This window comes from Massilia oculi (genome assembly GCF_003143515.1).
In the GTDB taxonomy this organism is placed as follows: domain Bacteria; phylum Pseudomonadota; class Gammaproteobacteria; order Burkholderiales; family Burkholderiaceae_D; genus Telluria; species Telluria oculi.
The window spans coordinates 344,441-367,261 of record NZ_CP029343.1 but is presented as its reverse complement, the minus strand read 5'-3'; the positions used below and the strand labels follow the sequence as shown (position 1 = coordinate 367,261).

Genomic DNA, 22,821 nt, shown 5'->3' with positions numbered 1-22,821 from the left:
GTTATGCCGATGGGTTCAAGGCTGCTTGGCTCGCGTCCCAACGTTGCATAGGACTTCTCGAATTTTTAACGCACTTAAGTTTGGAGGTTGTATGGAAGTAAGTTTTATCGGTCAACCGTTTTCTCGTACATCAATTGGGAGCGCGTTAAAGGCTGCCTTCTCTGATCCGAAAAATAAGCAATTTACCGCCTTGGTAGCGTGGGCAAAAGCCTCAGGGCTGGGGAGGATCGCTGATGACGTCAATGCCTTCCGAAAAACACGCAAAGGGAATTTCGCAGAGCTCTTAGTTGGTATTGATGAAGGAGGTGCTACGTTTGAAGGTTTGACCTTAGCACAAAACATTTTCGATGAAGCTTATGTTTTTCATGATAAAGGACCCAGAACGTTTCATACTAAGATCTATCTCTTCAAGGGCGACGATACGGCGACCTTAATCATCGGTTCCGGCAATCTTACAAAAGGCGGCCTATGGACAAATTACGAGGCTGCCAACCTTATCAAACTTGATCTAGACGAGGCTGGTGACATTCGTTACCTCAACGATGTTCTCAAATATATCGCTGAATTCCGGAATGCCCAAAGTTGTTGCATAAAACTTACTGATGAGAATATGACTGCGCTTAGGGCAGGGGATTATAATATTAAATCCGAAGCCGAAATGAACAAGCAGCGCTCTTCCGCAGGTAACAAAAAAGCCAAGGGTGACCTGTTTACTACGATGAAAGGACTGGGGAGCGCACCCAAGTCAACCTTGGTAACGGAAAAAGACGACGCTGACTCTGATAAGAACATCGTGGTGCCCGCACAGATCATAACTGCTAATTCGCCTCTAGTAACAACCCACACAAACTGGCCTGAGGACCAGCGATCCTTTTATAAGAAACTCAGTAAGCACGACGCGTCGCTGACGCAAGCACCTGGTCAGATTATCATTCCTATTGAATTCAAAACGTTCTTCCCGCCTTTAACTTTGCAATGGGATAAGATCAATGATGGGGGCTCGCGGCAGTCGGAAGTGAAGTTTCCAGCCATCTTTAAAGATGGAAAATACAGCAAAGACCTTGCTGACGCCCGATTTGTGCTATATGAACCTGCTCCAAATCAGAAGCGAAAAAATCCAGAGTCGCGCTTTACATTCCATGACAGGGAGGTGTTCAAGAGATTTTCTGAGGGCGACGTCATTCTTTTCAAAACTGAGAGCGGCAAGGTGGTAATTGAAAGGCACACCGATGCAGGAAATAGGGAGAAGAAGTACGCCTGGCTTTAGAAAATATAACGGCGAGTCAACCCATACGTGGGTGACTCGCCGTTTAACCGCTTGAGCTTCCTGGGCCGTTATCGCATTTGATATACCAACACGTGCGTTTCCTTTGCTTGAGTTCGCATATTAGGTGTAAAAGCTCGCGTGTATTTGCGCTGATCAAAGCTGAACTGGTCTATTTTCGTGAACCCCTCGGACTCATAAACATGGTCAAACATCTCGTCCGCTTTGTATAGGATCCCCCGTACTACGCCGTCCCCAACAACAGAAGCATAAATGGCTCCCGGCTCGAGAAACTGTTTTAGGCTCTGCACATGTGACGCTATTGACTGTTGGTAAGACTCTGCACCGAGGCCCTTATCGTTGTGTTTGTTCCTAGATCCGAATTCTTGCGATTGAACAATGTAATGATCAAAACCGAGCCAAGCTAACCTATGCTTGTGGTACAGGTAGTAGTCATAACTATTTAAATATGGTGGAGAAGTAACCACCAAGTCGACCTTTCGAGGAAGATGTTTTAGATTAGTTGAGTCTGCATTTATTACTGTTGACGAAATCGCCGGATCATGTTCTACAAGTGATGCTCTTCTCGTGAGCATTGTGGTAATTTTTTCAGAGAAAAGTGTCGAACAAATACCAAGCGGAAGTTCTTTTGGGACTGCTCTATATCGCGTATCGCTTTCCTGAAACGAAACTTTTATCAAGATTGAAGAAAAAGCCACGAGCATGAATTCGCGCGCTGCCTGACTTTCTGCCTTGAGGATATTGTCACGTATCCAGCAAAGTTCATCCTGAATGTGGTTAGCGAACCATTTGTCAATGTTGAAGATCGGTGGTGGAGGATTTGTCGCTCCACGTTCGGTACTGTCGATCGCACATATAGTTTTATGAATCTGCTCGATATCCTCCTGCGTAATGGGCGTAACTTTTACCTTTGAAATAAGGCATGCAAGTGGATTGACGTCCGTGCCAATCGAATGGCGGCTCAGTGATTTTGCCTCGACTAATGTTGTTCCACTTCCACAAAACGGATCATATATTGTATCGCCAACGGAACTATACCTAAGCATAAGTTCCTTAGGAATCTGAGGTACAAATTTCGCTGGATAAGCGTGAAAGTTGTGCGATCCGTAAGTATTATTTTTGTAGGACTCAAGGTCAAACTCTAATTTCGTCATTGTACCTTTTTGAAAACCAATATATAAGAGTGCCCAATGTTCAAATAATAATTTCTCGAAGGATAGCCCAGAACGACTAGTGGTCTATATTTCGTTTGGTCATATATCCGGATGTCCCACAGCGTAAATCCGGCTCGCTCGGCTGCAGCAATCATGTCGCCGTGAAAATTCACATACGGTGTCTTTGCTTTAAGGTCGCGATAATCTTTCACAACCCAAACGGAATACGTATTCGCTTTTAATGCCGTATAACACTGGCTGAGAACCACGGAGATCTCCTCCATGAATTCGCCATACGGCAAATTTCCTAGATCGGCAGCATGTTCAGAATAGGGCGGTGGATTGGCCTGAACCGACAAATCAGAATGTTCGCGCCATTTGTATCCAAAATTCCCCTTAATTGTTTTCAGCAACGTTGCATAGGGGGGGCTCGTAAACACAAAGTCAACGGAATTTGGCTCGAGATATTGTGGCATCCTACGGCAGTCATCACAAATGATGCGGTGGGCAGTCAAATCTCGCAAATCATCCCTCGCTAAAGCAGCAAACTCAGGATTGAGTTCAAAGCCAACCGACCGCCTGCCTAGTTCTTCAGCAACTTCATTAGTGGTGCCAGTGCCGGCGAATGGATCAAGAACTAGATCTCCAGTTTTGGTGTAAATCTTAATATGGGAAGCAACTAGCGACTTAGGAAAGGCCGCTCCATGAAGTTTCTGCTTTGGTGTGCGGGTGCCCTCGTATTGCTCAACGCTCTTGCTAAGTGCAGCCCACTCGCTGCCAGTTAGTTCGTTCAGTTGGTTAACACGCTCGTCTTTGCGCTTTCCGAAACAGTTTTTACATAAATCTTTTTCTGCTCGTTCGGTTTGGACTGGAGCTTCAGCTTCTTCCCCGCACGTTGAGCATTTAAACAGACGCTTTTGGTTATGAGCTTTGGCCTCTTCTAGCGGCACATGTTCTGAACGCCAAGGCGATTTCATCAAGTATTACCTTCAAATGCATTTCGCCGCGAAAGCGGCTTTATATTTGGATTCGAGCTATTTCCGAAAAATGAAATGGACGACACTAAGTTATTGGCTCACTGCACCAACTCCGAAATTCGTCTATTCGGTCTCAAGTAGCCTAGCGGTAGGCTGAGTTCGGACGGAAAAGTCACCACTCTACATTATAGACGAGAACAGGTGGCGGGATGATCAAGATTCTTGTGATGGCGCAGCAGTTCGGCTACCTACCCGGAGGATATGCATGCCAAAAAAGCAATATTTGCACTTTGACACCAGGCCGCACCAGCAAAAATCTCCTAACGCAGCCCTCTGGCGATGATAATTAAGCAAGACTCAAAGCTCGATAATTTGATGAACAATGGCGTGTACGCTGGTAGGGTTGTGTTTAAGCAACCATGCGAAGTGCGCGACGATGAGTCGGTTTCTCAAGGTTTCGATCTTATTGACCTTGCGGACGACGCCCGCGTCGAAGGTCCTGCCCGGCTTGATGCAATCGATAGCGTTCTTCACCAACTCTGTTCGCTCTGCATCGAGAGCTTTCAACGCTTCGCGAAATTTTGTATTGAGAACTTGCTCCGAGCTATGCCCAGTACTGATGTTGCTGGGATGGCTGGAAGTAGGAGATGATGTATTACCAGGTAGACCAGTGTTGTTGCTGGAACTGATGGCAGCTTTACGCTCATTGGAAGTCGTCATGGAAAGTTTGAGAGTTGTATTAAAGACAAGGTTATATTATCCAGCGTCTTGAATTTCGTAAACAAATATTGCGGTAATTGCAAGTCCTTTCGGCCGATCTTCTGCTTCGGTATTTCTTCGACCATGTAGCAGAGCATCCATTAGTGCGTTGAATCGGTTTGCCATACAGAAGTACTGTGCTCGACAGTGCGCCTTCCCATGGAGTTTGTCAGGTCAGAGTTTTGCAATTTGATACGGTCGTGTATACGATGTACGCTTCACTGGAAGGTGCAGCTAAGAGTTCGTTTTTAAACGAACAACTTGGACGATTTCTTTTTAGATGAGTAAGGTATGACTAGACTCTTTACATACACCATTCCGTATGACGATGGTGCCGCGCCTAATCCATTTGACGGTATGTGTTCTCTTGCTATATGTAAGCCAGGGATCCGTCGAACTGCGCGCATAGGCGATTGGGTAGTTGGTCTCGGGGCGAAAGGACGCGCTAATGGAAGAGACCTGAGCGGAAGGTTAGTTTACGCGATGCGCGTCGAAGAGGTTATTTCATTATCGGAGTATGACAGACGCGCTCTGGAAGAGTGGCCACGACGTATACCTAATGTTAAAAGCAAAAAATATGAAGACAGACTAGGGGATTGTATTTACGACTTCTCATCCGGAGCTCCATTGCAACGCCCAGGTGTTCATAACGCTGGCAACGTTAAGACCGATTTAAGTGGAGTCAACGTGTTGATTTCGCGGGACTTTTACTACTTTGGGGCAAGTGCGATACAGCTCCCTCGTTCTCTGATGCCTATATGTCATCAGACACAAGGGCATAAGAGTAATTGTAATGCTCCATATGTTGACACGTTTGTTGAATGGGTGCGCTCATTAGACTATGCGAAAGGCCAATATGGACAACCAGCTAGCTTTCTGGCGGATTCGTTGGGCCAATCATGTGGAGGGTGTGCTACGCGCGCCGATGATTCAGATAACGAATTTAATGAGTACATTACTCCGCTAGCGAGTCCATGCGCCACTAGATGTTAGTGCATATAGCATCGAAATCAATGCGCTGATTTGGCGCAATTGCAAGCTATTTCTGATTCAATTCAGAAGCGGCGACTCGTCAGGCCATTAGCGAAGATCGATAATTCTTTAACCTTATCGGAGTGCATTCAGCATTTTTGATGTATTCATGGACCCTTGATCTCGATCTCCGGCCTGCACATCACGATGGTGGCGGGCCTCGCGGCCTGGATCGTCGCCAGCCTGTGGCGCCGCTCGTTCTGGACCGACGCCCAGCTGCCGCTGCGCCTCCCGGCCCAGAAGGCCGCCGCGCTGGCGGGGGCGATGGTGGCGCTGATGTACGTGCTGCTGGCTGGTTTCGGCGTGCCGGCCCAGCGCACTTTCTACATGCTGGCCGTGGTCGCGGCCGCGGTCTGGTGCGGCCGCATCGCAGCCAGCTCGCACGTCCTGTGCCTGGCGCTGGGCATCGTCGTGCTGTTCGATCCGTGGGCCATGCTGTGGCCCGGTTTCTGGTTGTCCTTCGGCGCCGTCGCCGCCATCCTGTACGCCTGCAGCGGGCGGCTCGGCGAACGGACGCGCGGCTGGCGCGCCGGGCTGCTGGTGGCCGCGCGCACCCAATGGGCCGTCACCATCGGCCTGGCGCCGCTCACGCTGCTGCTGTTCGGCCAGATTTCCCTGGTCAGTCCATTGGCGAACGCGGTGGCGATCCCCGTCATCAGCCTGTTCGTGACGCCGCTGGTGCTGGTCGGCTGCATCCTGCCGTCGCCGCTGGCCGGCCCGGTCCTGGGTGTGGCCCACCTGGCGATCGAATGGCTGGCCTGGCCCCTGCAGCGGCTGGCGGCGCCGGCGCTGGCGGTATGGACCGCGCCGGCGCCGGCGCCCTGGATCCTCGCGCTGGCGCTGTTCGGCACCGCATGGATGCTGGCGCCGCGCGGCTGGCCGCGGCGCTGGGCCGGCCTCGCGGCCTGGACGCCGCTGCTGACGCAGCTGCCGACGGCGCCGCCGCCCGGCGCGTTCAGCGTCACCGCCTTCGACGTCGGCCAGGGCATGGCGCTGCTGGTCGAAACCCACCGTCACCGCCTGCTGTACGATACCGGCCCGCAGTACGCGCCGGGCGCCAGCGGCGCCACCCGCGTCATCCTGCCTTACCTGCGCGGGCGCGGCGTCGGGCGCCTGGATACCCTGGTGGTTTCGCACAGCGATCTCGATCACGTCGGAGGCGCCGACGCCGTGCTCCAGGCGCTGGAGGTCGAAACCCTCGTGTCATCCCTGCCGGCCACGCATGCCCTGCTGCGCACGGCGAAGCGTTCGCGCCGCTGTGCGGCCGGCCAGGCGTGGACGTGGGATGGCGTGCGTTTCGACATGCTGGGCCCCGACCCGGCCAGCTATGCCAATCCGCGCCTGAAGGCCAATGCACGCAGCTGCGTACTGCGCGTGAGCGCCGCCGGCACCGCCATGCTGCTGGCGGCCGACATCGAAGCGGCGCAGGAGGCCGAACTGCTCGTCACGGCCGGCGAGCGCCTGCGGGCCAAGGTCTTGCTCGCGCCGCATCACGGCAGCGGCACGTCGTCGACTGCCGCTTTCCTGTCGGCGGTGCGCCCCGATCTGGCGCTGTTCCAGGTTGGCCACCGCAACCGCTATCGCCATCCCAAGAAAGAGGTGGTCGAGCGTTACCGCGCCATGGGCATCGCCCAGATGCGGACCGACCAGGCTGGCGCCATCACACTCGACTCAGCCGATGGCCTGGCCGCGCGCGTCTACCGGATCGACCACGCCCGCTACTGGCACGGCCGCTGACGACCCTAGCGACGCGGCACGCAGGTGAATGGCGCATGCAGGTACTCCCATTCGCGCGAGACGTCACGTACGTCGTGACCTTGCAGCGTTTCGCCTGCGGCGCACAGCCCGGGCGGGGCGCTCCGGTTCGATCGATGCCGCATGATCTTGGTCGGCTTGCCGTCGACCCCGAATACCGAGATGCTGTCTTTCGGCAGCGGCAGGGTGACCCGTTTCTGGTTGCGGGCATGGAAGATCTCTGCTTCGGGGTTGTAGTACTGCGGGATGTGGCTGAGCGCCCAGCGTGCCGGCGCGGAGTGTTCGATGAAGATGGCCTTTTCTCCCAGCAGGCCGGTGCCCGACAGCACCACTGCCTGCAGCGCCACGCCCGCGAACAGCAGCCCGATGCGCCACCTCGGCGACGACAGCCGCGCCGCCAGCAGGGCCAGCACCAGCAACGGTACGCTCAGCCAGTAGCTGTAGCGCGTCATGACCACGCCACCCGAGTTCCAGTTGATGGTGCTCAGCGCGGGCAGGGCCATCAGGACGATCAGTGCCAGCAGCAGCGCCGCCATGACCAGCCACGGGGTGCGCAGCCGTTTGGGCAGCGCGAAACATCCGAGCAGCACCGCCAGGGCGATCCCGGGGCTGCCGATGACCATGCCCTGGTTCAGGTCGAAGAACAGCGAGAACATGCGGGCGCCGGTGACGAATTCGGATCCGTTGAAGTCGCGCGCGATCACGCTCGGCGTGCCGAAGGTCCACTGGAAGAAGGCGAGCGGCGCCAGGGTCAGCAGGATGCCGGCTGCGGCCAGTACGAGCTCGCGCCAGTCCACGGGCGCGGCGCTGCTGTCCGGCCATTGCAGCCTCGGATACCTGACGATCAGGACGCGCCAGGCACAAGCAAAGGGAATCAGCAGTGCCAGCGGTGGATTCTGGCTCGCGGCCAGGCCGGCGCACAGGATGGCCAGCCCGGCCTGGCCACGCAGGCTGGCGAGGCAGGCGATCAGCACGCAGCTGGCGGTCATCACCTCGGGGCCGGTCCAGTTCAGGTAGAACGTCGTGCCCCCAGCAGGAACAGCAGCATCGCGAGCGAGGACTGCTCGGGCACCGCGCGCCTGATGTACAGGAACGCGCCGGCGCAGAAGCACAGGTTGAGCAGGGTGAACGCGTAGTAGGGCTGCGCGCCGAAGGCTTTCAGCAAGGCGTAGAAGGGCAGGGCCAGCAGCGAGTACAAGCCAAAATGGATGCCGTAGAAGCGGCCCGCATCGTTGGGCATGACCGTGAAAGTGTAGGCCGGCGTCTTCTCGGGTGCGCGCAGATGCTCATGGAGTAGCGGCATCAGGTCGTTCAGGGTTCCGCCATAGAACGGCATGCCTCCCGCGCTGAGTTTCAGCGACTCCAGGTCGGCGTGGGTGATGTCGGGCGTACCGTGCTCGTACAGCGCCTGCATGGTCAGCATGTATTCATAGCCGTCGCCGGTCAGCGAGGTCGTGACCAGGGCGAAACCGGCGATTGCCAGGAGCAGGGGGCACACCAATAGGTGGACAGGCGCTTGAGCAAGATCGCTCCTAATATGCGAGCGATAGCACTCAGGTGGAGAAGGCCGCCGTATTCTACCTCCCCGCTGGTTCCCCGGGCAATATCGAAGGGTTGACGGCCAGCCGATTCAGGCGCGCGGCAGCGTGATCGTCACCTGCAGGCCGCCGCCCTCGCGGTTGCGCGCCACGACCTCGCCGCCATGGGCCGCTACCACGCGCTGGGCGATCGCCAGGCCCAGGCCGTGGCCATCGACGCCGGTGCGCGAGGCGCCGGCGCGGAAGAAGGGCTGGAACACCGCCGCCAGGTCTTCCGGCGGGATGCCCGGCCCCCGATCGAGCACGTCGATGCGCGCCAGGGCCTGGTCGGCGCTCAGCGCGACGGTCACGATGCCGCCCTGGGCTCCGTGCTTGGCGGCGTTGCGCACCACGTTTTCCAGGGCGCTCCACAGCAGGTCGGGGTCGCCGGTCACGCCGACCGCGCCGTCGGCCTCGATCAGGATGCGGGTCGACTCGGCCGCTTCGAAACGGGCGTCGCCGACGATGCCGTCCGCCAGTTCAAGCAGGTCGACCGGCTCGCGCCGCAGCGCGTCGGGCATGGCTTCCAGGCGGGACAGGGTTAATAGCTCGCCGACCAGCTTGTTCATGCGGTTGCTCTCGCGCTCGATGCGTTCGAGCGTGCTCGCGAACTTGTCCGGCTGCTGGTGCGCCAGCCCGACCGCGGCCTGCATGCGCGCCAGCGGCGAGCGCAGCTCGTGCGAGACGTCGTGCAGCAGGCGGCGCTGGCCGTCCATCAGGGCGCGCAGGCGGCCGCTCATGCGGTCGAAGTTGCGTCCCAGGTCGGACAGTTCGTCGCCGCCCTTGGTGGCGCGGCCGAAGCGCGGCGCCAGGTCGCCGGCGGCCGCCGCTTCGAAGGCGCTGCGCAGGGCGCGGATGGGACGCGAGAAATACCAGGCCAGCAGGGCGGCGAACAGCAGGCTGGCGACGACGGCGGCGCCGATCACGACGCTCTGGCCGATGCGGCGGCGCGCGCCGGGGTCGAGCGCCGGCGCCAGCGGGTCGGGCGGGCCGCCGCGCAGTCCCTCCGGCCGTCCAGACTGGCGCGGGACGAAGGCGAGGTACTGCTCGCCGTTGGGCCCGACCAGATGGCGTGCGCCGCGCCAGGCGCTGCGCCGTTCAACGCTCCCGAGCTGGCGCTCGGCCTCCTTCAATAGCTCGGCCGGCACCGGGCGCCCGAGCAGGTCGCGCCGCGCCGCGCCGAGCACGTACAGCTGCGGGCGCCGCAGGTCGGCCAGCAGGCCGCGCAGCGCCGCTTCTCCGCCGTGGCGCAGGGTGGCGGCCGCGGCGTCGAGGGCGACCGCGGCCGGCGGGCCGGAATCGAGGCTCGAGGTGGCCTTCTGGCGCGCCTGGTCGCGCAGCCAGAAGGCGCCGCCGATGGCGATGGTGGCGCTCAGCTGCGCCAGCAGAATGCAGAGGAAGAACTTCCAGAACAGCCGCCCCATGCTACTCCTTGATCAGTTGGTAGCCCTGGCGGTAGATGGTCTGCAGGCATGAACGGCCGTCCGCCAGCGGTCCCAGCTTGTGGCGCAGGCTGCTCAGGTGGACGTCGATATTGCGGTCGAAGCGCGCCAGCGGCCGCCCCAGTCCCTGTTCGGACAGCTCGTTCTTGCTGACCGGCTTGCCGGCATTGCGCGCCAGCACTTCGAGCAGGTTGAATTCGGTGCTGGTCAGGTCCAGCGGCGCGCCGTCCCAGGTCGCGCGCCGCCCCTCGGGATGCATGGTCAGCTTGCCGACGGTGAGGGCCGCGCCCGGGGAGCTTTCAGGCTGGGCCTGGGTGCGGCGCAGGATGGCGCGCACCCGCGCCGTCAGTTCGCGCGGCGTGCAGGGCTTGGCCACGTAGTCGTCGGCGCCTAGTTCGAGGCCGAGGATGCGGTCGGCGTCGTCGCCGCGCGCGGTCAGCATCAGCACCGGGATGCGGCTGGCGGCGCGGATCTGGCGCAGCGCGTCGATCCCGCTGGCGCCCGGCATCATGACGTCGAGGATGGCGATGGCGTGGCGGCCGCTGAGCGCTTCGCGCGCGCCATCGTTGCCGTTGTGGACGCAGGTGACCCTGAAACCCTCCTGTTCGAGATATTCGGCGAACATGCCGACGAGTTCGACGTCGTCGTCGATAAGCAATACATGGTTCATGGCGACAGGATAACGCAGTCGCGCGTTCCGGTCTTTTCCGCATGGGGTGGCTTTACCCGGATTTACTTCGCTTAGGCGCGCTTTACACCTGCGCGCCACACAATGGCCGCGTTCAACACCACAGGAGGACCCTCGATGACACTGCCAACCACATTCACTGCCTTGCGCGCCGCCGCCGCACTGTGCGCCTGCCTGCTGGCGGCGCCCGCCGTCCTGGCGCAACCGATGCCGCCCGCCGACGGTCCCGACGCCGGACCGGGCTTCGAGCAGCCTGACGCCCGCGCCGGCGGCCCATTCGGCCCGTTCGGCGGATTCGGCGGATTCGGCGAAGGCATGCGCGGCGCGCCACCGTTCCTGCGTGGCCTCGACCTGAGCGAGGAACAGCAGGATCGCGTGTTCGCCATCCTGCACGCCCAGGCGCCGAAGCGGCGCGAACTCCACAAGGCCGAGCGCAAGGCGTTCGAGTCGCTGCGCGAGCTGGCGCGCGCGCCGCAGCTCGACGAAGCGCGCGCTTCCGCCAGCGCCCGGGCACTGGGCCAGGCAATCGCCGACCAGGAGTTGCTGCGGCTGCAGACCGGCGCCCGGATCAAGGCGGCGCTCACACCCGCGCAGCGCGCGCAGCTCGACGCGCCGCGCGCCGAGAAACGCAAGGGCCGTGGCGACAAGGCAAGCGCGCGTGAGAAACAGCGCGAGGCCGGCCAATGAGCGCGCCGACGGCCGTGCGGGCCGTGCACAAGGAGAATGACGATCACCACCTCGGCCTGGACGCCGACCTCGCGCGACTGCTGGCGCGTACGGTCACGCGCCGCCAATCCCTGCGCTGGCTGGGCGCTGGCGTCGGCGCGGCGGCCATGCCGCTGGCCGGCTGCGGCGGCGGCAGCGCCGACGATGGCTACGGCATCTCCACCTCGACCACCACGACCGGCAGCGGCACGAGCGGTGGCACGGTGGGAGGCAGCGCGGCCTGTTCCGTGATCCCCGAGGAGACCGCCGGCCCCTATCCGGGCGACGGCACCAACCGCAACGCCAATGGCGTGGCCAACGCCCTGGCCCTGTCCGGCATCGTGCGCAGCGATATCCGCGCCAGCGTGGGGGGCGCCAGCGGCGTGGCCCAGGGCGTGCCGCTGGTCATCCGCCTGAAGATCGAGAACGTGGCGCAGGGCTGCGCCGCGGCCGGCGGGGCGGCCGTTTACCTCTGGCATTGCACCCGCGAAGGCGGCTACTCGATGTACTCGAACGGCATCGTGGACGAGAATTACCTGCGCGGCGTGCAGGAAGCCGACAGCGACGGCTGGGTCACGTTCACGACGATCTTCCCGGGCTGCTATGACGGCCGCATGCCGCACGTGCACTTCGAGGTCTATCCAAGCCTGGCCAGGGCGAACAGCGCGACGAACCGGATCAAGACCTCGCAGTTCGCGTTTCCGCTGGCGACGCTGAATGATGCCTACGCAAGCAGCGGCTACGCCAGCAGCGTGCGCAACCTGGGGCGCATCAGCTACGCGACCGACACCGTCTTCAGCGACGGCACGGCGCTGCAGATGGCGAGCGTAACAGGCAATGCGGCCCAGGGCTATACCGCCGAGCTGCTTGTAGGCGTTTCCTTCTAAAGGCGGACCGCCCGGCGGCGCTGGACATTACAATGGGGCGCTCCTGCATTCGATCGCGCCCGCCCCATGTCCAGACCCCTGCTTCATTTCGCCCATGGCAACAGCTACCCGGCCGGCACCTACAACCGCCTGCTGGCGCAGCTGCGCGAGCACTACGACGTGCGTACCCTCGACATGCATGGCCACGATCCGCGCCACCCGGTGGCCGACGGCTGGGGCGCGCTGGTCGACGAACTGGTCGAGCACCTGGAAGGCTACGGCCGGCCGGCGATCCTGGTCGGCCATTCGCTGGGCGGGATGCTATGCATGCTGGCGGCCAAGCGCCGCCCCGACCTGGCGCGCTGCGTGGTGATGCTCGATTCGCCGGTGGTGGCGGGCTGGCGCGCGCTGGGCTGGCGCCTGGCGAAGCTGGCCGGCTGGGGCGAACGCCTGTCGCCGGCGCGCCTGTCGCGCAAGCGCCGCGAGCTGTGGCCGAGCCGCGAAGCCGCCTTCCAGCACTTCAGCGCCAAGCCGATCTTCCAGGCCTGGGCCCCGGGCGCCTTGGACGACTACCTTGAGCACGGTCTGGCGCCGCACCCGGACGGCGTGACGCTGCGTTTCCGGCGCGACGTGGAATCGGCCATCTACCAGACACTCCCGCACCACATGGACACCGTGATCCGCGAACCGTTCCCGGTGCCGGTCGGCTTCATCGCCGGCACCCGCTCGGAAGAGATGCGCCAGGCCGGCATGGATGGCACCCGCAAGCTGGTGGGCGAGAACCTGGTGATGATCGAAGGCGGCCACCTGTACCCGCTCGAAAAGCCGGAGGAGACGGCGCGCCTGGCGCAGGCGATGATCGAGCGGCTGCTGGCCGCACCCATGCGCCCTTAGCTTACTGACGGTCCATCGGCTTGGCCTGGTTGTCGAAGGCGTCGCGCGCATCGCGCGAACCGACGGTCTTGACGGTACGGTCGCCGCCGCCTTTTTTCGGAATGCGCGAGCCGGTCAGGGTTTCGTCGTCGACCTTGGCCACGATGGCCGGCGCCGCGGCGGCGGCAGGCGCGGGCTGCTCGCTGGTGGGCGCGGTCGTGCATGCAGCCAGGGTCAGGACGAATGCGCCGATCAGGGCCAGGGTCAGGTGCTGCATGGAGGGCTCCATCGAGTAGGGGTGACGATACGGTAATAGCGGGGTGACTTATGGTATTCACAATTTCGCCTGTCTGCAATGAATATTGACAGGCCGGCCATCCTCGACCCTCACCGACGCCGCCATTTCGCGTAAAATCGCGGGATTTTCTCCCCGCTGGAAACCGACAATGACTATCAAGAGCGACAAATGGATCCGCCGCATGGCGGAAAGCACCGGCATGATCGAGCCGTTCGAGCCGAAGCAGGTACGGGAGCAGGACGGCCGCCGCATCATCTCGTTCGGCACCTCCTCGTACGGCTACGACATCCGCTGCGCCGACGAATTCAAGGTGTTTACCAACATCAACAGCACCATCGTCGACCCGAAGAACTTCGACTCGAACTCCTTCGTCGACGTCAAGAGCGACGTCTGCATCATCCCGCCGAACTCGTTCGCGCTGGCGCGCACCATCGAATACTTCCGCATCCCGCGCAACGTGCTGACGGTCTGCCTGGGCAAGTCGACCTATGCGCGCTGCGGCATCATCGTCAACGTGACGCCGTTCGAGCCGGAATGGGAAGGCTATGTGACCCTGGAGTTCTCGAACACGACTCCGCTGCCGGCCAAGATCTACGCCGGCGAAGGCTGCGCCCAGGTGCTGTTCTTCGAAAGCGACGAAGTCTGCGAGACCTCGTACAAGGACCGCGGCGGCAAATACCAGGGCCAGCATGGCGTGACCCTGCCGAAGACCTGACCGGTCTTCAATCTTCCTGGCGCGCCCGCTGGCCCGAGTACGCCAGGTGTCCCAGCTTGTCGGGATTGCGCATCACGTAAATGGCCTTGATGCGCCCGTCGTCGATCTCCAGCGCCATCGTCTGCAGCATGGCGTCGGGTTCGAGCGTGACCCGTCCCGGCAGGCCGTCGATGCCGGGCATGCCCAGCAGCTCGGCGGCGTCCCACGCCGCCTTCACCTTCTGCGCCAGCAGGAAGCGCAGCACCTTCTCCTGCCCGAAGATCGGGTTCATCGAGGCCTGGCGCTTGCCGCCGCCGTCCCCATAGAACACCACGTCGCTCGACAGCAGCCGGGTGAGCTGGGCCACGTCGCCGCTGCGCGAGGCGGCGAAGAAGGCGGCGGCGATCTCCTTCTGGCGGGCCGGGGACACCGGGAAGCGCGGCCGCGCGCCGGCCACATGGGCGCGCGCGCGGCTGGCCAGCTGGCGGCAGGCAGCCGCTTCGCGGCCGATCGCCTCGGCCACCTCGTCGAACTCCATGTCGAACACGTCGTGCAGCAGGAACGCGGCGCGCTCCAGCGGCGACAGGCGCTCCATCGCCAGCATCAGGGGCAGGGTGATGTCGTCCTCTTCGTCCCCGGCGGGATCGATGAATGGTTCCGGCAGCCAGGGGCCGATGTATTCCTCGCGCTTGACGCGGGCCGACTTGAGCACGTCCAGGCACAGGCGCGTCACGGTGCGCACCAGGAAGGCTTCCGGCTCGCGCACCGCCGCCTGGTCGGCGCCGTGCCAGCGCAGCCAGGCGTCCTGCACCACGTCCTCGGCCTCGGCCACCGAACCGAGCATGCGGTAGGCGATGCGCTGCAGGCGCGGGCGGCGGGCGGTGAAGAAGGATGCGGAGTCGAAGTCGTCGGCGTTCATGATCCGCGATGATACGCGAAAAAAAAGGCCAGGATTCGGGCCTGGCCTCTCTCGGCGGGCAGAGGCCGTGGCCTCCTGCGCCGTTTACGCGTCCTGCATCACGCAGTCGACGAAGTAGCCGCGCTTGCCGTCGACCTCGCGCTTGACCAGGCCGTGCACGTCGGTCTCGAAGCCCGGGAAGCGTTCATTGAAGTCGCGCGCGAAGCGCAGGTAGTCGACGATGGTCTTGTTGAAGCGCTCGCCCGGGATCAGGAGCGGAATGCCCGGCGGGTAAGGCGTCAGCAGGATCGCCGTGATGCGGCCTTCCAGCTCGTCGATCGCGACGCGCTCGATCTTGCGGTGCGCCATGTTGGCGAAGGCGTCCGACGGCTTCATGGCCGGCACCATGTCCGACAGGTACATCTCGGTCGTCAGGCGCGCCACGTCGCGCGACTTGTAGAAGGTGTGGATCTCGGTGCACAGGTCGCGCAGGCCGCGGGTTTCGTAGCGCGGGTTGGCCGAGGCGAACTGCGGCATCGCGCGCCACATCGGCTGGTTGCGGTCGTAGTCGTCCTTGAACTGCTGCAGCGCCGTCACCAGGGTATTCCAGCGGCCCTTGGTGATGCCGATCGTGAACATGATGAAGAACGAGTACAGGCCGCACTTCTCGATGATGACGCCGTGCTCGGCCAGGTACTTGGTGACGATCGAGGCCGGGATGCCGGTCTCGCCGAACTGGCCCGACAGGTCCAGGCCCGGGGTCACGATGGTGGCCTTGATCGGGTCGAGCATATTGAAGCCCGGCGCCAGCTTGCCGAAGCCGTGCCAGTTCTCTTCGGCGCGGATCATCCAGTCGTCCTGGGTGCCGATGCCTTCTTCCGAAAACTTGTCCGGACCCCAGACCTGGAACCACCAGTCGTCGCCGTAGTCCTCGTCGACCTTCTTCATCGCGCGGCGGAAGTCCAGCGCTTCCAGGATCGATTCCTCGACCAGGGCGGTGCCGCCCGGCGCTTCCATCATGGCCGCGGCGACGTCGCACGAGGCGATGATCGAGTACTGCGGCGAGGTCGAGGTGTGCATCAGGTAGGCCTCGTTGAAGGCGTCCTGGTCGAGCTTGACCGATTCCGATTCGCGCACCAGCACCTGCGACGCCTGCGACAGGCCGGCCAGCAGCTTGTGGGTCGACTGGGTCGAGAAGATCATCGACTCCTTGGCGCGCGGGCGATTCTCGCCGATCGCGTGCATGTTCCGGTAGAAGCTGTGGAAGGTTGCGTGCGGCAGCCAGGCTTCGTCGAAGTGCAGGGTGTCGATCTTCCCGTCCAGCATTTCGCGCAGGGTCTCGACGTTGTACACCACGCCGTCATAGGTCGACTGGGTGATGGTGAGGATGCGCGGCTTCTTGTTGACGGCGTCGCGCGCGAACGGATTCGCCTCGATCTTGCGGGCGATCGACTCGGGCGTGAATTCCTCGAGCGGGATCGGGCCGATGATGCCCAGGTGATTCCGGGTCGGCATCAGGAACACGGGGATCGCGCCGCACATGATGATCGAGTGCAGGATCGACTTGTGGCAGTTGCGGTCGACGACGACGATGTCGCCCGGCGCCACGGTCGAGTGCCACACCATCTTGTTCGAGGTGGAGGTGCCGTTGGTCACGAAGTAGCAGTGGTCGGCGCTGTAGATGCGCGCGGCGTTGCGCTCGGACTTGGCCACCGGGCCGGTGTGGTCGAGCAGCTGGCCCAGTTCCTCGACCGCGTTGCAGACGTCGGCGCGCAGCATGTTCTCGCCAAAGAACTGGTGGAACATCTGGCCGATCGGCGACTTCAGGAAAGCCACGCCGCCCGAGTGGCCCGGGCAGTGCCACGAGTAGGAGCCGTCGTAGGCGTAGTTGACCAGCGCGCGGAAGAACGGCGGCGCCAGGCTGTCCAGATAGGCCTTGGCCTCGCGGATGATGTGGCGCGCCACGAATTCCGGAGTGTCCTCGAACATGTGGATGAAGCCGTGCAGCTCCTTCAGGATGTCGTTCGGGATGTGGCGGCTGGTGCGCGTCTCGCCATAGATGTAGATCGGGATATTGGCGTTCTTGTGGCGGATTTCCTTCACGAAGGCGCGCAGGCCGACCAGTGCGAAATCGGTCTCTTCGAGCGAGCCGCCGCCGAATTCCTCGTCGTCGATCGACAGGACGAAGGCCGATGCGCGCGATTGCTGCTGCGCGAACTGGGACAGGTCGCCATAGCTGGTCACACCGACGACCTCCATGCCTTCCTGTTCCATCGCGGCCGCCAGGGCGCGAATGCCGAGACCGGAGGTGTTCTCCGAGCGGAAGTCCTCATCGATGATGACGATAGGGAAACGAAATTTCATGGACAGCTCCAAAACGAAGCGCCGTGGAAGCGGCAGGTCCCCGGATCGTTCCGGAGGGGCTGGCCGCCGCGCACGGCACCGTAGAAAAATGAGAAGCGGATTTTCGCAGAAAACACGGGTCCCGGTGCAAGTTTTTTTGCTAGGTTAGCCACTGTTCCGGAAGGGTGGCGCACTCTAGTCGATTCTTCGCCCGGCGCGTCGGATGCCCTCGGTCAATAGCGCGGCAACGAGAGCGCCGACGAGCGGGATCGGTGACAGCGCCGTGACGCTGCCGTGCAGGAAGGCGAACAGCCCCAGCGTGATGCCGAAGGCCGCCACCGCCCCGGTAAGCGTGAGCAGCCAGGTGCGGCGCGCCAGCAGCGTGATGGCGGCAAGCGAGATCGCGATCTGCTGGGCCACCGAGGCGGCGGCCCACTGGCGCTGGCGGTGCAGGGCTTCGTCCGAGCGGCGGTTCGATTCGCCCGACGCCGCTTCCCAGCGCTCGGCTTCCTTGCGGATGACGTCCTTCTCTTCCCGGTAGCGCTCGGACTCGTCGCGGTAGCGCGCGCCGTCGACGCCGGGGAGGGTCGCGGCCAGCTCGGCCAGGTTCTGGCGGCTCGACTTGGCCTGGTAGTGGCTCGAGGCATTGGCGGCGCTGGTCTTTTCCATCGCCGCCTGGGTCTTGTACAGGCTGGCGTCGTTGTGCGACGACGTGCCGAGGAAGGCGAACAGGGTGCCGAGCGTGGCCAGCACCGCGATCAGTACCGCGATGCGGCCGGCGAAACCGTCGCCGCCGCGCGAGCCTGGTGGGCGTGCCGGCTCGTTCACTGGATCGCCTCGCGCCGCGCATACGTCACGAAGGCGTAGTCGAAGCCATTGGCTTCGCTGTGGTGGGGCTCGCGCGCGGTTTCGCGCCACACGGCCGCGTCGATCGGCGGGAAGAAGGTGTCGCAGTCGAAGATGCGGTCGATGTGGGTCACGATCATGGCGTCGGCCACGTCCATGGACTGGGCGAAGACCTGGGCGCCGCCGATGATGCTGGCCGGTGCGCCACCGAGCATGGCGATGGCCGCTTCCAGCGACGCCGCGCGTTCGGCGCCTTCGTGCGCCCAGTCGGCGTTGCGGGTGATGACGATGTTGCGGCGTCCGGGCAGGACGCGGCCGATCGAGTCGAAGGTCTTGCGGCCCATGATCACCGGCTTGCCGAGCGTGACGCGCTTGAAGTGGGCGAAGTCCTCGGGCAGGTGCCAGGGCATCTTGTTGTCGATGCCGATGCCGCCCTTGGCGTCGATGGCGACCACCAGGGTCAGGTTGGCGGCGTCCCTCATACCGCCACCGGCGCCTTGATCGCGGGATGCGGATCGTAACCCGTGACCTCGAAGTCCTCGAAGCGGTAATCGAACAGCGAATCGGGCTTGCGCCTGATTTCGAGGCGCGGCAGCGCGCGGGTTTCGCGCGACAGCTGCAGCTCGACCTGTTCCATGTGGTTCGAATAGAGGTGGCAGTCGCCGCCGGTCCAGACGAAGTCGCCCACCTCGAGTCCGGCCTGCTGGGCCATCATGTGGGTCAGGATCGCGTACGAGGCGATGTTGAAGGGCACGCCCAGGAAGATGTCGGCGCTGCGCTGGTACAGCTGGCAGGACAGTTTGCCGTCGGCCACGTAGAACTGGAACAGGGCGTGGCAGGGCGGCAGCTTCATCGCCGGCACATCGGCCACGTTCCAGCTTGATACGATCATCCGGCGCGAGTCCGGCGTGGTGCGGATCTGTTCGAGCACCTGCGCGATCTGGTCGATGTGCTGGCCGGATGGCGTCGGCCAGTTGCGCCACTGGTAGCCGTAGATCGGCCCCAGGTTGCCCTCGGCATCGGCCCACTCGTCCCAGATGGTGACGCCATTGTCCTTCAGGTAGGCGATATTGGTCGAGCCCTGCAGGAACCAGATCAGTTCATGGATGATCGACTTCAGGTGCACCTTCTTGGTGGTCAGGAGCGGGAAGCCTTCCTGCAGGTCGAAGCGCATCTGGTAGCCGAACACCGAGCGGGTGCCGGTGCCGGTGCGGTCGGTCTTGATGGCGCCATGCTCTTTCACATGGCGCATGAATTCGAGATATTGGCGCATTGCGTTATGGGACTGGTGAAGCGGGGTTGGGACAATCCGACATTCTAGCATTGGCCGTCAGTGCCGCGGCGAACTGCCGCAGCGTTTCGCGCACCGTATCGTCAGGCATCGACAGCAGGTTGTCGCCGACATAGATCTCGACGACGCTCGACGCCGGCAGCGCGCCATGCACGGCGCGGTTGAACATCCAGATGCCATGCTCGCGGGCCAGCGCATCGCGTACCGCGAGCGCGCGTTCGCGGTCGACCGGCAGATGAATATGCAGCATGTTCGCCTGCGGCGCGACCGGGTTGACCCGCAGCTCGGGATGCGCGCGCAAGGCCTGGTAAAGAAAGCGGGTGCGCTCGAAATACGCGGGCATCGCCGCCAGCCGCGCGTCGAATCCCATGGCCGCCGCCACGATGTACGGGGAGCGATGGATGACGTTGCCGCCCTGGCGCCGGAACCATTCGGCGCAGCGGTCCACGAAGGCGCGGCTGCCGAGCAGCATGGCGCCGCCCAGCCCGCCGATGCCCTTGTACAGCGACACGTAAACGGAATCGAAGCCGGACGCGATGTCGGCGGCATTGCGGCCATAACCGGCTTGCGCCTCCCACAGGCGCGCGCCGTCCATGTGCAGGTGGATGCCGCAGGTGCGGCAATGGCGCTTGATCGCTTCCAGCTCGTTCCAGCTTGACAGCTGGCCGCCGATCTCGCGCATGGGGATCTCGAGGCCGACGGCGCCGAGGCGTTCCGGCACCGCCGCCAGGTCGGCCTCGACCCAGGGACGGTGACGGTCGCCGACCGACAGCGCCTGGAAATGGTCCAGCAACTGGTAGTTGGAACGTTCGTGAACGAAGATGTGCGAGGTGGGATGCAGGGCCACCAGGCGGCTGCCCCCGTTCCTGGCAAATTCGTGGGCGCCGAGGCGCAGCGCCGTGACCTGGGCCATGGTGCCGCTGATGCAGAACACGGCCGCCTCGAAGCCCAGCAGGGCGGCGACCTTGCGCTCGAAGTCCTGGATCAGGGCGCCGTTGCCGTAGACGTCGTGGTCGACGTCGTGCTCCTCGCACCAGGCGGCCATGGCGGCGAACAGTTCGGCCGGTCGCTGCTGGCGATGGCCGGGAAGACGGTGTGGCAGCGGCGCTGCAGGTCGGTGTCGGGCAAGACGGGCTCCTGGAAGGCGAGCCCGCTACTTTATCAGTTCTCGATCAGCGCGCGGCGCTTCGGCGCGGCCAGCGCCGCGGCCTCGCGCTCGTCGGCCAGGCGGAAGCGGCGCACCGAACGCGCCAGCGCGTCGGCCTGCTCGTGCATGGCCTGGGCGGCGGCGCTGGCTTCTTCGACCAGGGCTGCGTTCTGCTGGGTCACGGTGTCCATCTCGACCACCGAGCGGTTGATCTCTTCGATGCCTTGCGTCTGTTCCTGGCTGGCGCTGCTGATTTCGGAAATGACGTCGGTCACGCGCTGCACGCTGTCCAGCACTTCCTGCATCGTCACGCCGGCCTGGGCCACCAGCTGGCTGCCGGCATCGACTTCGCTGTTGGACGCCTCGATCAGGACCTTGATCTCCTTGGCGGCCGCCGCCGAGCGCTGGGCCAGGTTGCGCACTTCGCTCGCCACGACCGCGAAGCCGCGGCCCTGTTCGCCGGCGCGCGCCGCTTCCACGGCCGCGTTCAGCGCAAGGATATTGGTCTGGAACGCGATGCCGTCGATGACGCCCGTGATATCCGAAATCTTGCGCGAGGCCTGGGAAATGGAATCCATGCGCGCCACCACCTGCGACACCGTGCTGCCGCCCTTCTGGGCGACCTCGGAAGCGCTGCGGGCCAGCTGGTCGGCCTGGCGCGCATTGTCGGCGTTCTGGCGCACGGTCGTGGTCAGCTGGTCCATCGACGAGGCGGTGGTGGCCAGGCTGGCCGCCTGCTCCTCGGTGCGGCTGCACAGGTCCAGATTGCCGGTCGAGATTTCCTGCGAGGCGGTGGCGATGTGCTCGGCGCCGTCGCGCACCTGGCCGACCACGCTCGAGAGGCGCGCCCCGATCTCGTTGATGGCGCCGGTGAGGCGGCCGATCTCGTCGTCGCGGCGGGTCCTGGCCTGGGCGGTCAGGTCACCGTCGGCGATGCGGGTGGCGACCGCCTGCACCTCGGCCAGCGGACGGGTGACGGTGGCGCGCACCAGGAAATACAGCACGGTGGCCAGCACGGCGAGCGCCGCCAGGCCGAACACGATGAAACGGTTGCGCAGCTCGGTCGCGGCGGCGGTGATCTCGTCGCGGTAGGTGCCGCCGGCGATGACCCAGTTCCAGTCCTTCATCTCCGAGTAGGCCGCGAATTTTTTGCGCGCGCGCAGTTCGCCCGGGTTCTGCCAGTCATAGCTGATCGTGCCTTCCTTCTTCTCCAGCATCTCCTTGATGAAGGCGTGGCCGTCGGCCGACTGGCTGTCGAGGATGTTCTCGCCTTCCTTGTTCGGGTGCACGATCAGGTCGCCATAGGTCTTCGGCGCCGACGACAGCACGAAGAAGTAGCCGGTATCGCCGACCTTGACGGCGCGGATGCGCTCCTTGAGGGCGGCCAAGTCGGCGCTGATGTCCACCCCGACGTAGAGCGCGCCGACGACCTTGCCGGCCGCGTCGCGCACCGGCTCGTACTGGGTGATGAACTGCTTGCCGAACAGCGTGGTCAGGCCGACGTAGGTGCGGCCGGCGCGCAGGGCCGGGTAGGCCGGCGAGGCCTTGTCGAGGGCGGTTCCCACCGCGCGCTCGCCGTTTTCCTTCTTGACCGAGGTCGTCACGCGCACGAAGTCCTCGCCGGCGGCGGCGAAGATGGTGGCGTTGCCGCCGGTGCGTTCGGTGAACGCGTCCGGGGCGCTGAAATCGAGGTTGAGCGGATGGCCGGCCACGCTCAGGGTCGGCACCTGGCGTCCGGCGACGTCGACGGTGCTCGCCTCGTCGAGCGCGAAGTCGCCCGGCAGGCCGGCGCGGAAGATGCGCCCGAAGCTGACGGCCTGGCTGCTGACGGTCTTGTTGAACAGCTCGACGGTGCTGGTCACGCCGTGCAGCTCGTTCCTCACGCTGTCGATGGCGCGCCGCTCCAGCATGCCGGAGGTCAGGACGGTGATGGTCGCGATCAGGGCGGCGATGATGGCGCCGGCCAGCAGAAAGGTGACCGCGCTGATGCGCGTGCCTACATTCCAGCCGGCTGGACTAAATTTACGGTTGCTCATGGTTTGTGAGGGAAAATAGAGGGATATAACCCCGGATCATACCTCGCAAACTTTTCGCGCCGCAACATTTAGTGAGTTTAGGAATGCTACCCGGTAGCCTCGGCACAACAGCTTGGCGGATTGCTACGTAACACTACGGATTGCCCTCGCGGCCG

At 62.9% G+C, this 22,821-nt stretch carries 21 protein-coding genes and 1 pseudogene; 7 read left to right on the top strand and 15 right to left on the bottom strand.

Annotated elements, in window-relative coordinates; translation table 11 throughout:
- The first annotated feature begins 91 nt into the window (after positions 1-91).
- Positions 92-1,267, top strand: a complete 1,176-nt coding sequence (locus DIR46_RS26295; RefSeq protein ID WP_162819363.1) for a phospholipase D family protein — start codon at positions 92-94, stop codon at positions 1,265-1,267.
- 68 nt (positions 1,268-1,335) lie between these two features.
- Here the strand turns inward: DIR46_RS26295 and DIR46_RS01595 are convergent, their stop codons facing one another.
- From DIR46_RS01595 to DIR46_RS26290, 3 genes are all read right to left on the bottom strand, one after another.
- Positions 1,336-2,439: a DNA methyltransferase gene (locus DIR46_RS01595; RefSeq protein WP_109343677.1), complete on the bottom strand. Its 1,104-nt coding sequence runs from the start codon at positions 2,437-2,439 to the stop codon at positions 1,336-1,338.
- Positions 2,436-3,416, bottom strand: a complete 981-nt coding sequence (locus DIR46_RS01590) for a DNA methyltransferase (protein WP_109343676.1) — start codon at positions 3,414-3,416, stop codon at positions 2,436-2,438. The genes DIR46_RS01595 and DIR46_RS01590 overlap by 4 nt, the downstream gene beginning before the upstream one ends.
- Before the next feature lie 357 nt (positions 3,417-3,773).
- Positions 3,774-4,136, bottom strand: a complete 363-nt coding sequence (locus DIR46_RS26290) for a hypothetical protein (RefSeq protein ID WP_162819362.1) — start codon at positions 4,134-4,136, stop codon at positions 3,774-3,776.
- A 330-nt stretch (positions 4,137-4,466) separates the two neighbouring features.
- Here DIR46_RS26290 and DIR46_RS27840 point away from each other — a divergent pair, with 330 nt between their 5' ends.
- Positions 4,467-5,168, top strand: a complete 702-nt coding sequence (locus DIR46_RS27840; protein WP_162819361.1) for an Nmad2 family putative nucleotide modification protein — start codon at positions 4,467-4,469, stop codon at positions 5,166-5,168.
- A gap of 156 nt (positions 5,169-5,324) precedes the next feature.
- Positions 5,325-6,944 (top strand): annotated as a pseudogene (locus tag DIR46_RS01580) (DNA internalization-related competence protein ComEC/Rec2); the annotation flags it as partial.
- 5 nt (positions 6,945-6,949) lie between these two features.
- On the opposite strand, the gene DIR46_RS01575 reads toward DIR46_RS01580, so the two are convergent.
- The 4 genes from DIR46_RS01575 to DIR46_RS01560 all read right to left on the bottom strand — a co-directional run bounded on the left by DIR46_RS01575 (position 6,950) and on the right by DIR46_RS01560 (position 10,651).
- Entirely contained in the window at positions 6,950-7,951 is a 1,002-nt protein-coding gene (locus DIR46_RS01575; protein WP_109343674.1) for a hypothetical protein, read from the bottom strand.
- 20 nt (positions 7,952-7,971) lie between these two features.
- Positions 7,972-8,460 (bottom strand): hypothetical protein, encoded by a 489-nt coding sequence (locus tag DIR46_RS01570; RefSeq protein ID WP_162819360.1) that lies wholly within the window; start codon positions 8,458-8,460, stop codon positions 7,972-7,974.
- A gap of 132 nt (positions 8,461-8,592) precedes the next feature.
- Positions 8,593-9,963: a sensor histidine kinase gene (locus DIR46_RS01565; protein WP_109343672.1), complete on the bottom strand. Its 1,371-nt coding sequence runs from the start codon at positions 9,961-9,963 to the stop codon at positions 8,593-8,595.
- 1 nt (position 9,964) lies between these two features.
- Positions 9,965-10,651: a response regulator transcription factor gene (locus DIR46_RS01560; protein ID WP_109343671.1), complete on the bottom strand. Its 687-nt coding sequence runs from the start codon at positions 10,649-10,651 to the stop codon at positions 9,965-9,967.
- Between the two features lie 135 nt (positions 10,652-10,786).
- Here DIR46_RS01560 and DIR46_RS01555 point away from each other — a divergent pair, with 135 nt between their 5' ends.
- The 3 genes from DIR46_RS01555 to DIR46_RS01545 all read left to right on the top strand — a co-directional run bounded on the left by DIR46_RS01555 (position 10,787) and on the right by DIR46_RS01545 (position 13,134).
- Complete coding sequence (locus DIR46_RS01555; RefSeq protein ID WP_109343670.1) at positions 10,787-11,356, top strand: Spy/CpxP family protein refolding chaperone; 570 nt, start codon at positions 10,787-10,789, stop codon at positions 11,354-11,356.
- A complete protein-coding gene (locus tag DIR46_RS01550; protein ID WP_109343669.1) occupies positions 11,353-12,261 on the top strand; it encodes a peptidase associated/transthyretin-like domain-containing protein in 909 nt (302 codons plus the stop codon). The genes DIR46_RS01555 and DIR46_RS01550 overlap by 4 nt, the downstream gene beginning before the upstream one ends.
- A gap of 66 nt (positions 12,262-12,327) precedes the next feature.
- Positions 12,328-13,134, top strand: coding sequence for an alpha/beta fold hydrolase (locus DIR46_RS01545; RefSeq protein ID WP_109343668.1), 807 nt, complete (start codon positions 12,328-12,330; stop codon positions 13,132-13,134).
- A 1-nt stretch (position 13,135) separates the two neighbouring features.
- Here the strand turns inward: DIR46_RS01545 and DIR46_RS01540 are convergent, their stop codons facing one another.
- On the bottom strand, positions 13,136-13,390 hold the full coding sequence (locus DIR46_RS01540; protein ID WP_109343667.1) for a hypothetical protein: 255 nt from the start codon (positions 13,388-13,390) through the stop codon (positions 13,136-13,138).
- 169 nt (positions 13,391-13,559) lie between these two features.
- Between DIR46_RS01540 and dcd the strand changes: the two genes are divergently transcribed.
- Positions 13,560-14,126, top strand: coding sequence for a dCTP deaminase (gene dcd / locus DIR46_RS01535; RefSeq protein WP_005670287.1), 567 nt, complete (start codon positions 13,560-13,562; stop codon positions 14,124-14,126).
- Positions 14,127-14,133: 7 nt separating this feature from the next.
- Here the strand turns inward: dcd and DIR46_RS01530 are convergent, their stop codons facing one another.
- The 7 genes from DIR46_RS01530 to DIR46_RS01500 all read right to left on the bottom strand — a co-directional run bounded on the left by DIR46_RS01530 (position 14,134) and on the right by DIR46_RS01500 (position 22,666).
- Positions 14,134-15,024, bottom strand: a complete 891-nt coding sequence (locus DIR46_RS01530) for a sigma-70 family RNA polymerase sigma factor (RefSeq protein WP_109343666.1) — start codon at positions 15,022-15,024, stop codon at positions 14,134-14,136.
- Positions 15,025-15,108: 84 nt separating this feature from the next.
- Positions 15,109-17,367: an arginine/lysine/ornithine decarboxylase gene (locus DIR46_RS01525; protein WP_109343665.1), complete on the bottom strand. Its 2,259-nt coding sequence runs from the start codon at positions 17,365-17,367 to the stop codon at positions 15,109-15,111.
- A 174-nt stretch (positions 17,368-17,541) separates the two neighbouring features.
- Positions 17,542-18,174 (bottom strand): DUF4337 domain-containing protein, encoded by a 633-nt coding sequence (locus tag DIR46_RS01520; protein ID WP_109343664.1) that lies wholly within the window; start codon positions 18,172-18,174, stop codon positions 17,542-17,544.
- Positions 18,171-18,674, bottom strand: coding sequence for a dihydrofolate reductase (locus DIR46_RS01515; RefSeq protein WP_109343663.1), 504 nt, complete (start codon positions 18,672-18,674; stop codon positions 18,171-18,173). The genes DIR46_RS01520 and DIR46_RS01515 overlap by 4 nt, the downstream gene beginning before the upstream one ends.
- A complete protein-coding gene (locus DIR46_RS01510) occupies positions 18,671-19,465 on the bottom strand; it encodes a thymidylate synthase (protein ID WP_109343662.1) in 795 nt (264 codons plus the stop codon). The genes DIR46_RS01515 and DIR46_RS01510 overlap by 4 nt, the downstream gene beginning before the upstream one ends.
- A 4-nt stretch (positions 19,466-19,469) precedes the next feature.
- A complete protein-coding gene (locus DIR46_RS01505) occupies positions 19,470-20,528 on the bottom strand; it encodes a threonine aldolase family protein (protein ID WP_307719120.1) in 1,059 nt (352 codons plus the stop codon).
- Positions 20,529-20,644: 116 nt separating this feature from the next.
- Positions 20,645-22,666, bottom strand: a complete 2,022-nt coding sequence (locus tag DIR46_RS01500) for a methyl-accepting chemotaxis protein (RefSeq protein WP_109343661.1) — start codon at positions 22,664-22,666, stop codon at positions 20,645-20,647.
- Positions 22,667-22,821: the final 155 nt, after the last annotated feature.

Coding starts and splice junctions, on each gene's coding strand:
- DIR46_RS01550 (WP_109343669.1), top strand. CDS start 11,353: ATGAGCGCGCCGACGGCCGTGCGGGCCGTGCACAAGGAGAATGACGAT.
- DIR46_RS01590 (WP_109343676.1), bottom strand. CDS start 3,416: ATGAAATCGCCTTGGCGTTCAGAACATGTGCCGCTAGAAGAGGCCAAA.
- DIR46_RS01595 (WP_109343677.1), bottom strand. CDS start 2,439: ATGACGAAATTAGAGTTTGACCTTGAGTCCTACAAAAATAATACTTAC.
- DIR46_RS01540 (WP_109343667.1), bottom strand. CDS start 13,390: ATGCAGCACCTGACCCTGGCCCTGATCGGCGCATTCGTCCTGACCCTG.
- DIR46_RS01530 (WP_109343666.1), bottom strand. CDS start 15,024: ATGAACGCCGACGACTTCGACTCCGCATCCTTCTTCACCGCCCGCCGC.
- dcd (WP_005670287.1), top strand. CDS start 13,560: ATGACTATCAAGAGCGACAAATGGATCCGCCGCATGGCGGAAAGCACC.
- DIR46_RS01560 (WP_109343671.1), bottom strand. CDS start 10,651: ATGAACCATGTATTGCTTATCGACGACGACGTCGAACTCGTCGGCATG.
- DIR46_RS01515 (WP_109343663.1), bottom strand. CDS start 18,674: ATGAGGGACGCCGCCAACCTGACCCTGGTGGTCGCCATCGACGCCAAG.
- DIR46_RS01555 (WP_109343670.1), top strand. CDS start 10,787: ATGACACTGCCAACCACATTCACTGCCTTGCGCGCCGCCGCCGCACTG.
- DIR46_RS26295 (WP_162819363.1), top strand. CDS start 92: ATGGAAGTAAGTTTTATCGGTCAACCGTTTTCTCGTACATCAATTGGG.
- DIR46_RS01510 (WP_109343662.1), bottom strand. CDS start 19,465: ATGCGCCAATATCTCGAATTCATGCGCCATGTGAAAGAGCATGGCGCC.
- DIR46_RS01545 (WP_109343668.1), top strand. CDS start 12,328: ATGTCCAGACCCCTGCTTCATTTCGCCCATGGCAACAGCTACCCGGCC.
- DIR46_RS01575 (WP_109343674.1), bottom strand. CDS start 7,951: ATGACCGCCAGCTGCGTGCTGATCGCCTGCCTCGCCAGCCTGCGTGGC.
- DIR46_RS01565 (WP_109343672.1), bottom strand. CDS start 9,963: ATGGGGCGGCTGTTCTGGAAGTTCTTCCTCTGCATTCTGCTGGCGCAG.
- DIR46_RS26290 (WP_162819362.1), bottom strand. CDS start 4,136: ATGACGACTTCCAATGAGCGTAAAGCTGCCATCAGTTCCAGCAACAAC.
- DIR46_RS27840 (WP_162819361.1), top strand. CDS start 4,467: ATGACTAGACTCTTTACATACACCATTCCGTATGACGATGGTGCCGCG.
- DIR46_RS01505 (WP_307719120.1), bottom strand. CDS start 20,528: ATGGCCGCCTGGTGCGAGGAGCACGACGTCGACCACGACGTCTACGGC.
- DIR46_RS01500 (WP_109343661.1), bottom strand. CDS start 22,666: ATGAGCAACCGTAAATTTAGTCCAGCCGGCTGGAATGTAGGCACGCGC.
- DIR46_RS01525 (WP_109343665.1), bottom strand. CDS start 17,367: ATGAAATTTCGTTTCCCTATCGTCATCATCGATGAGGACTTCCGCTCG.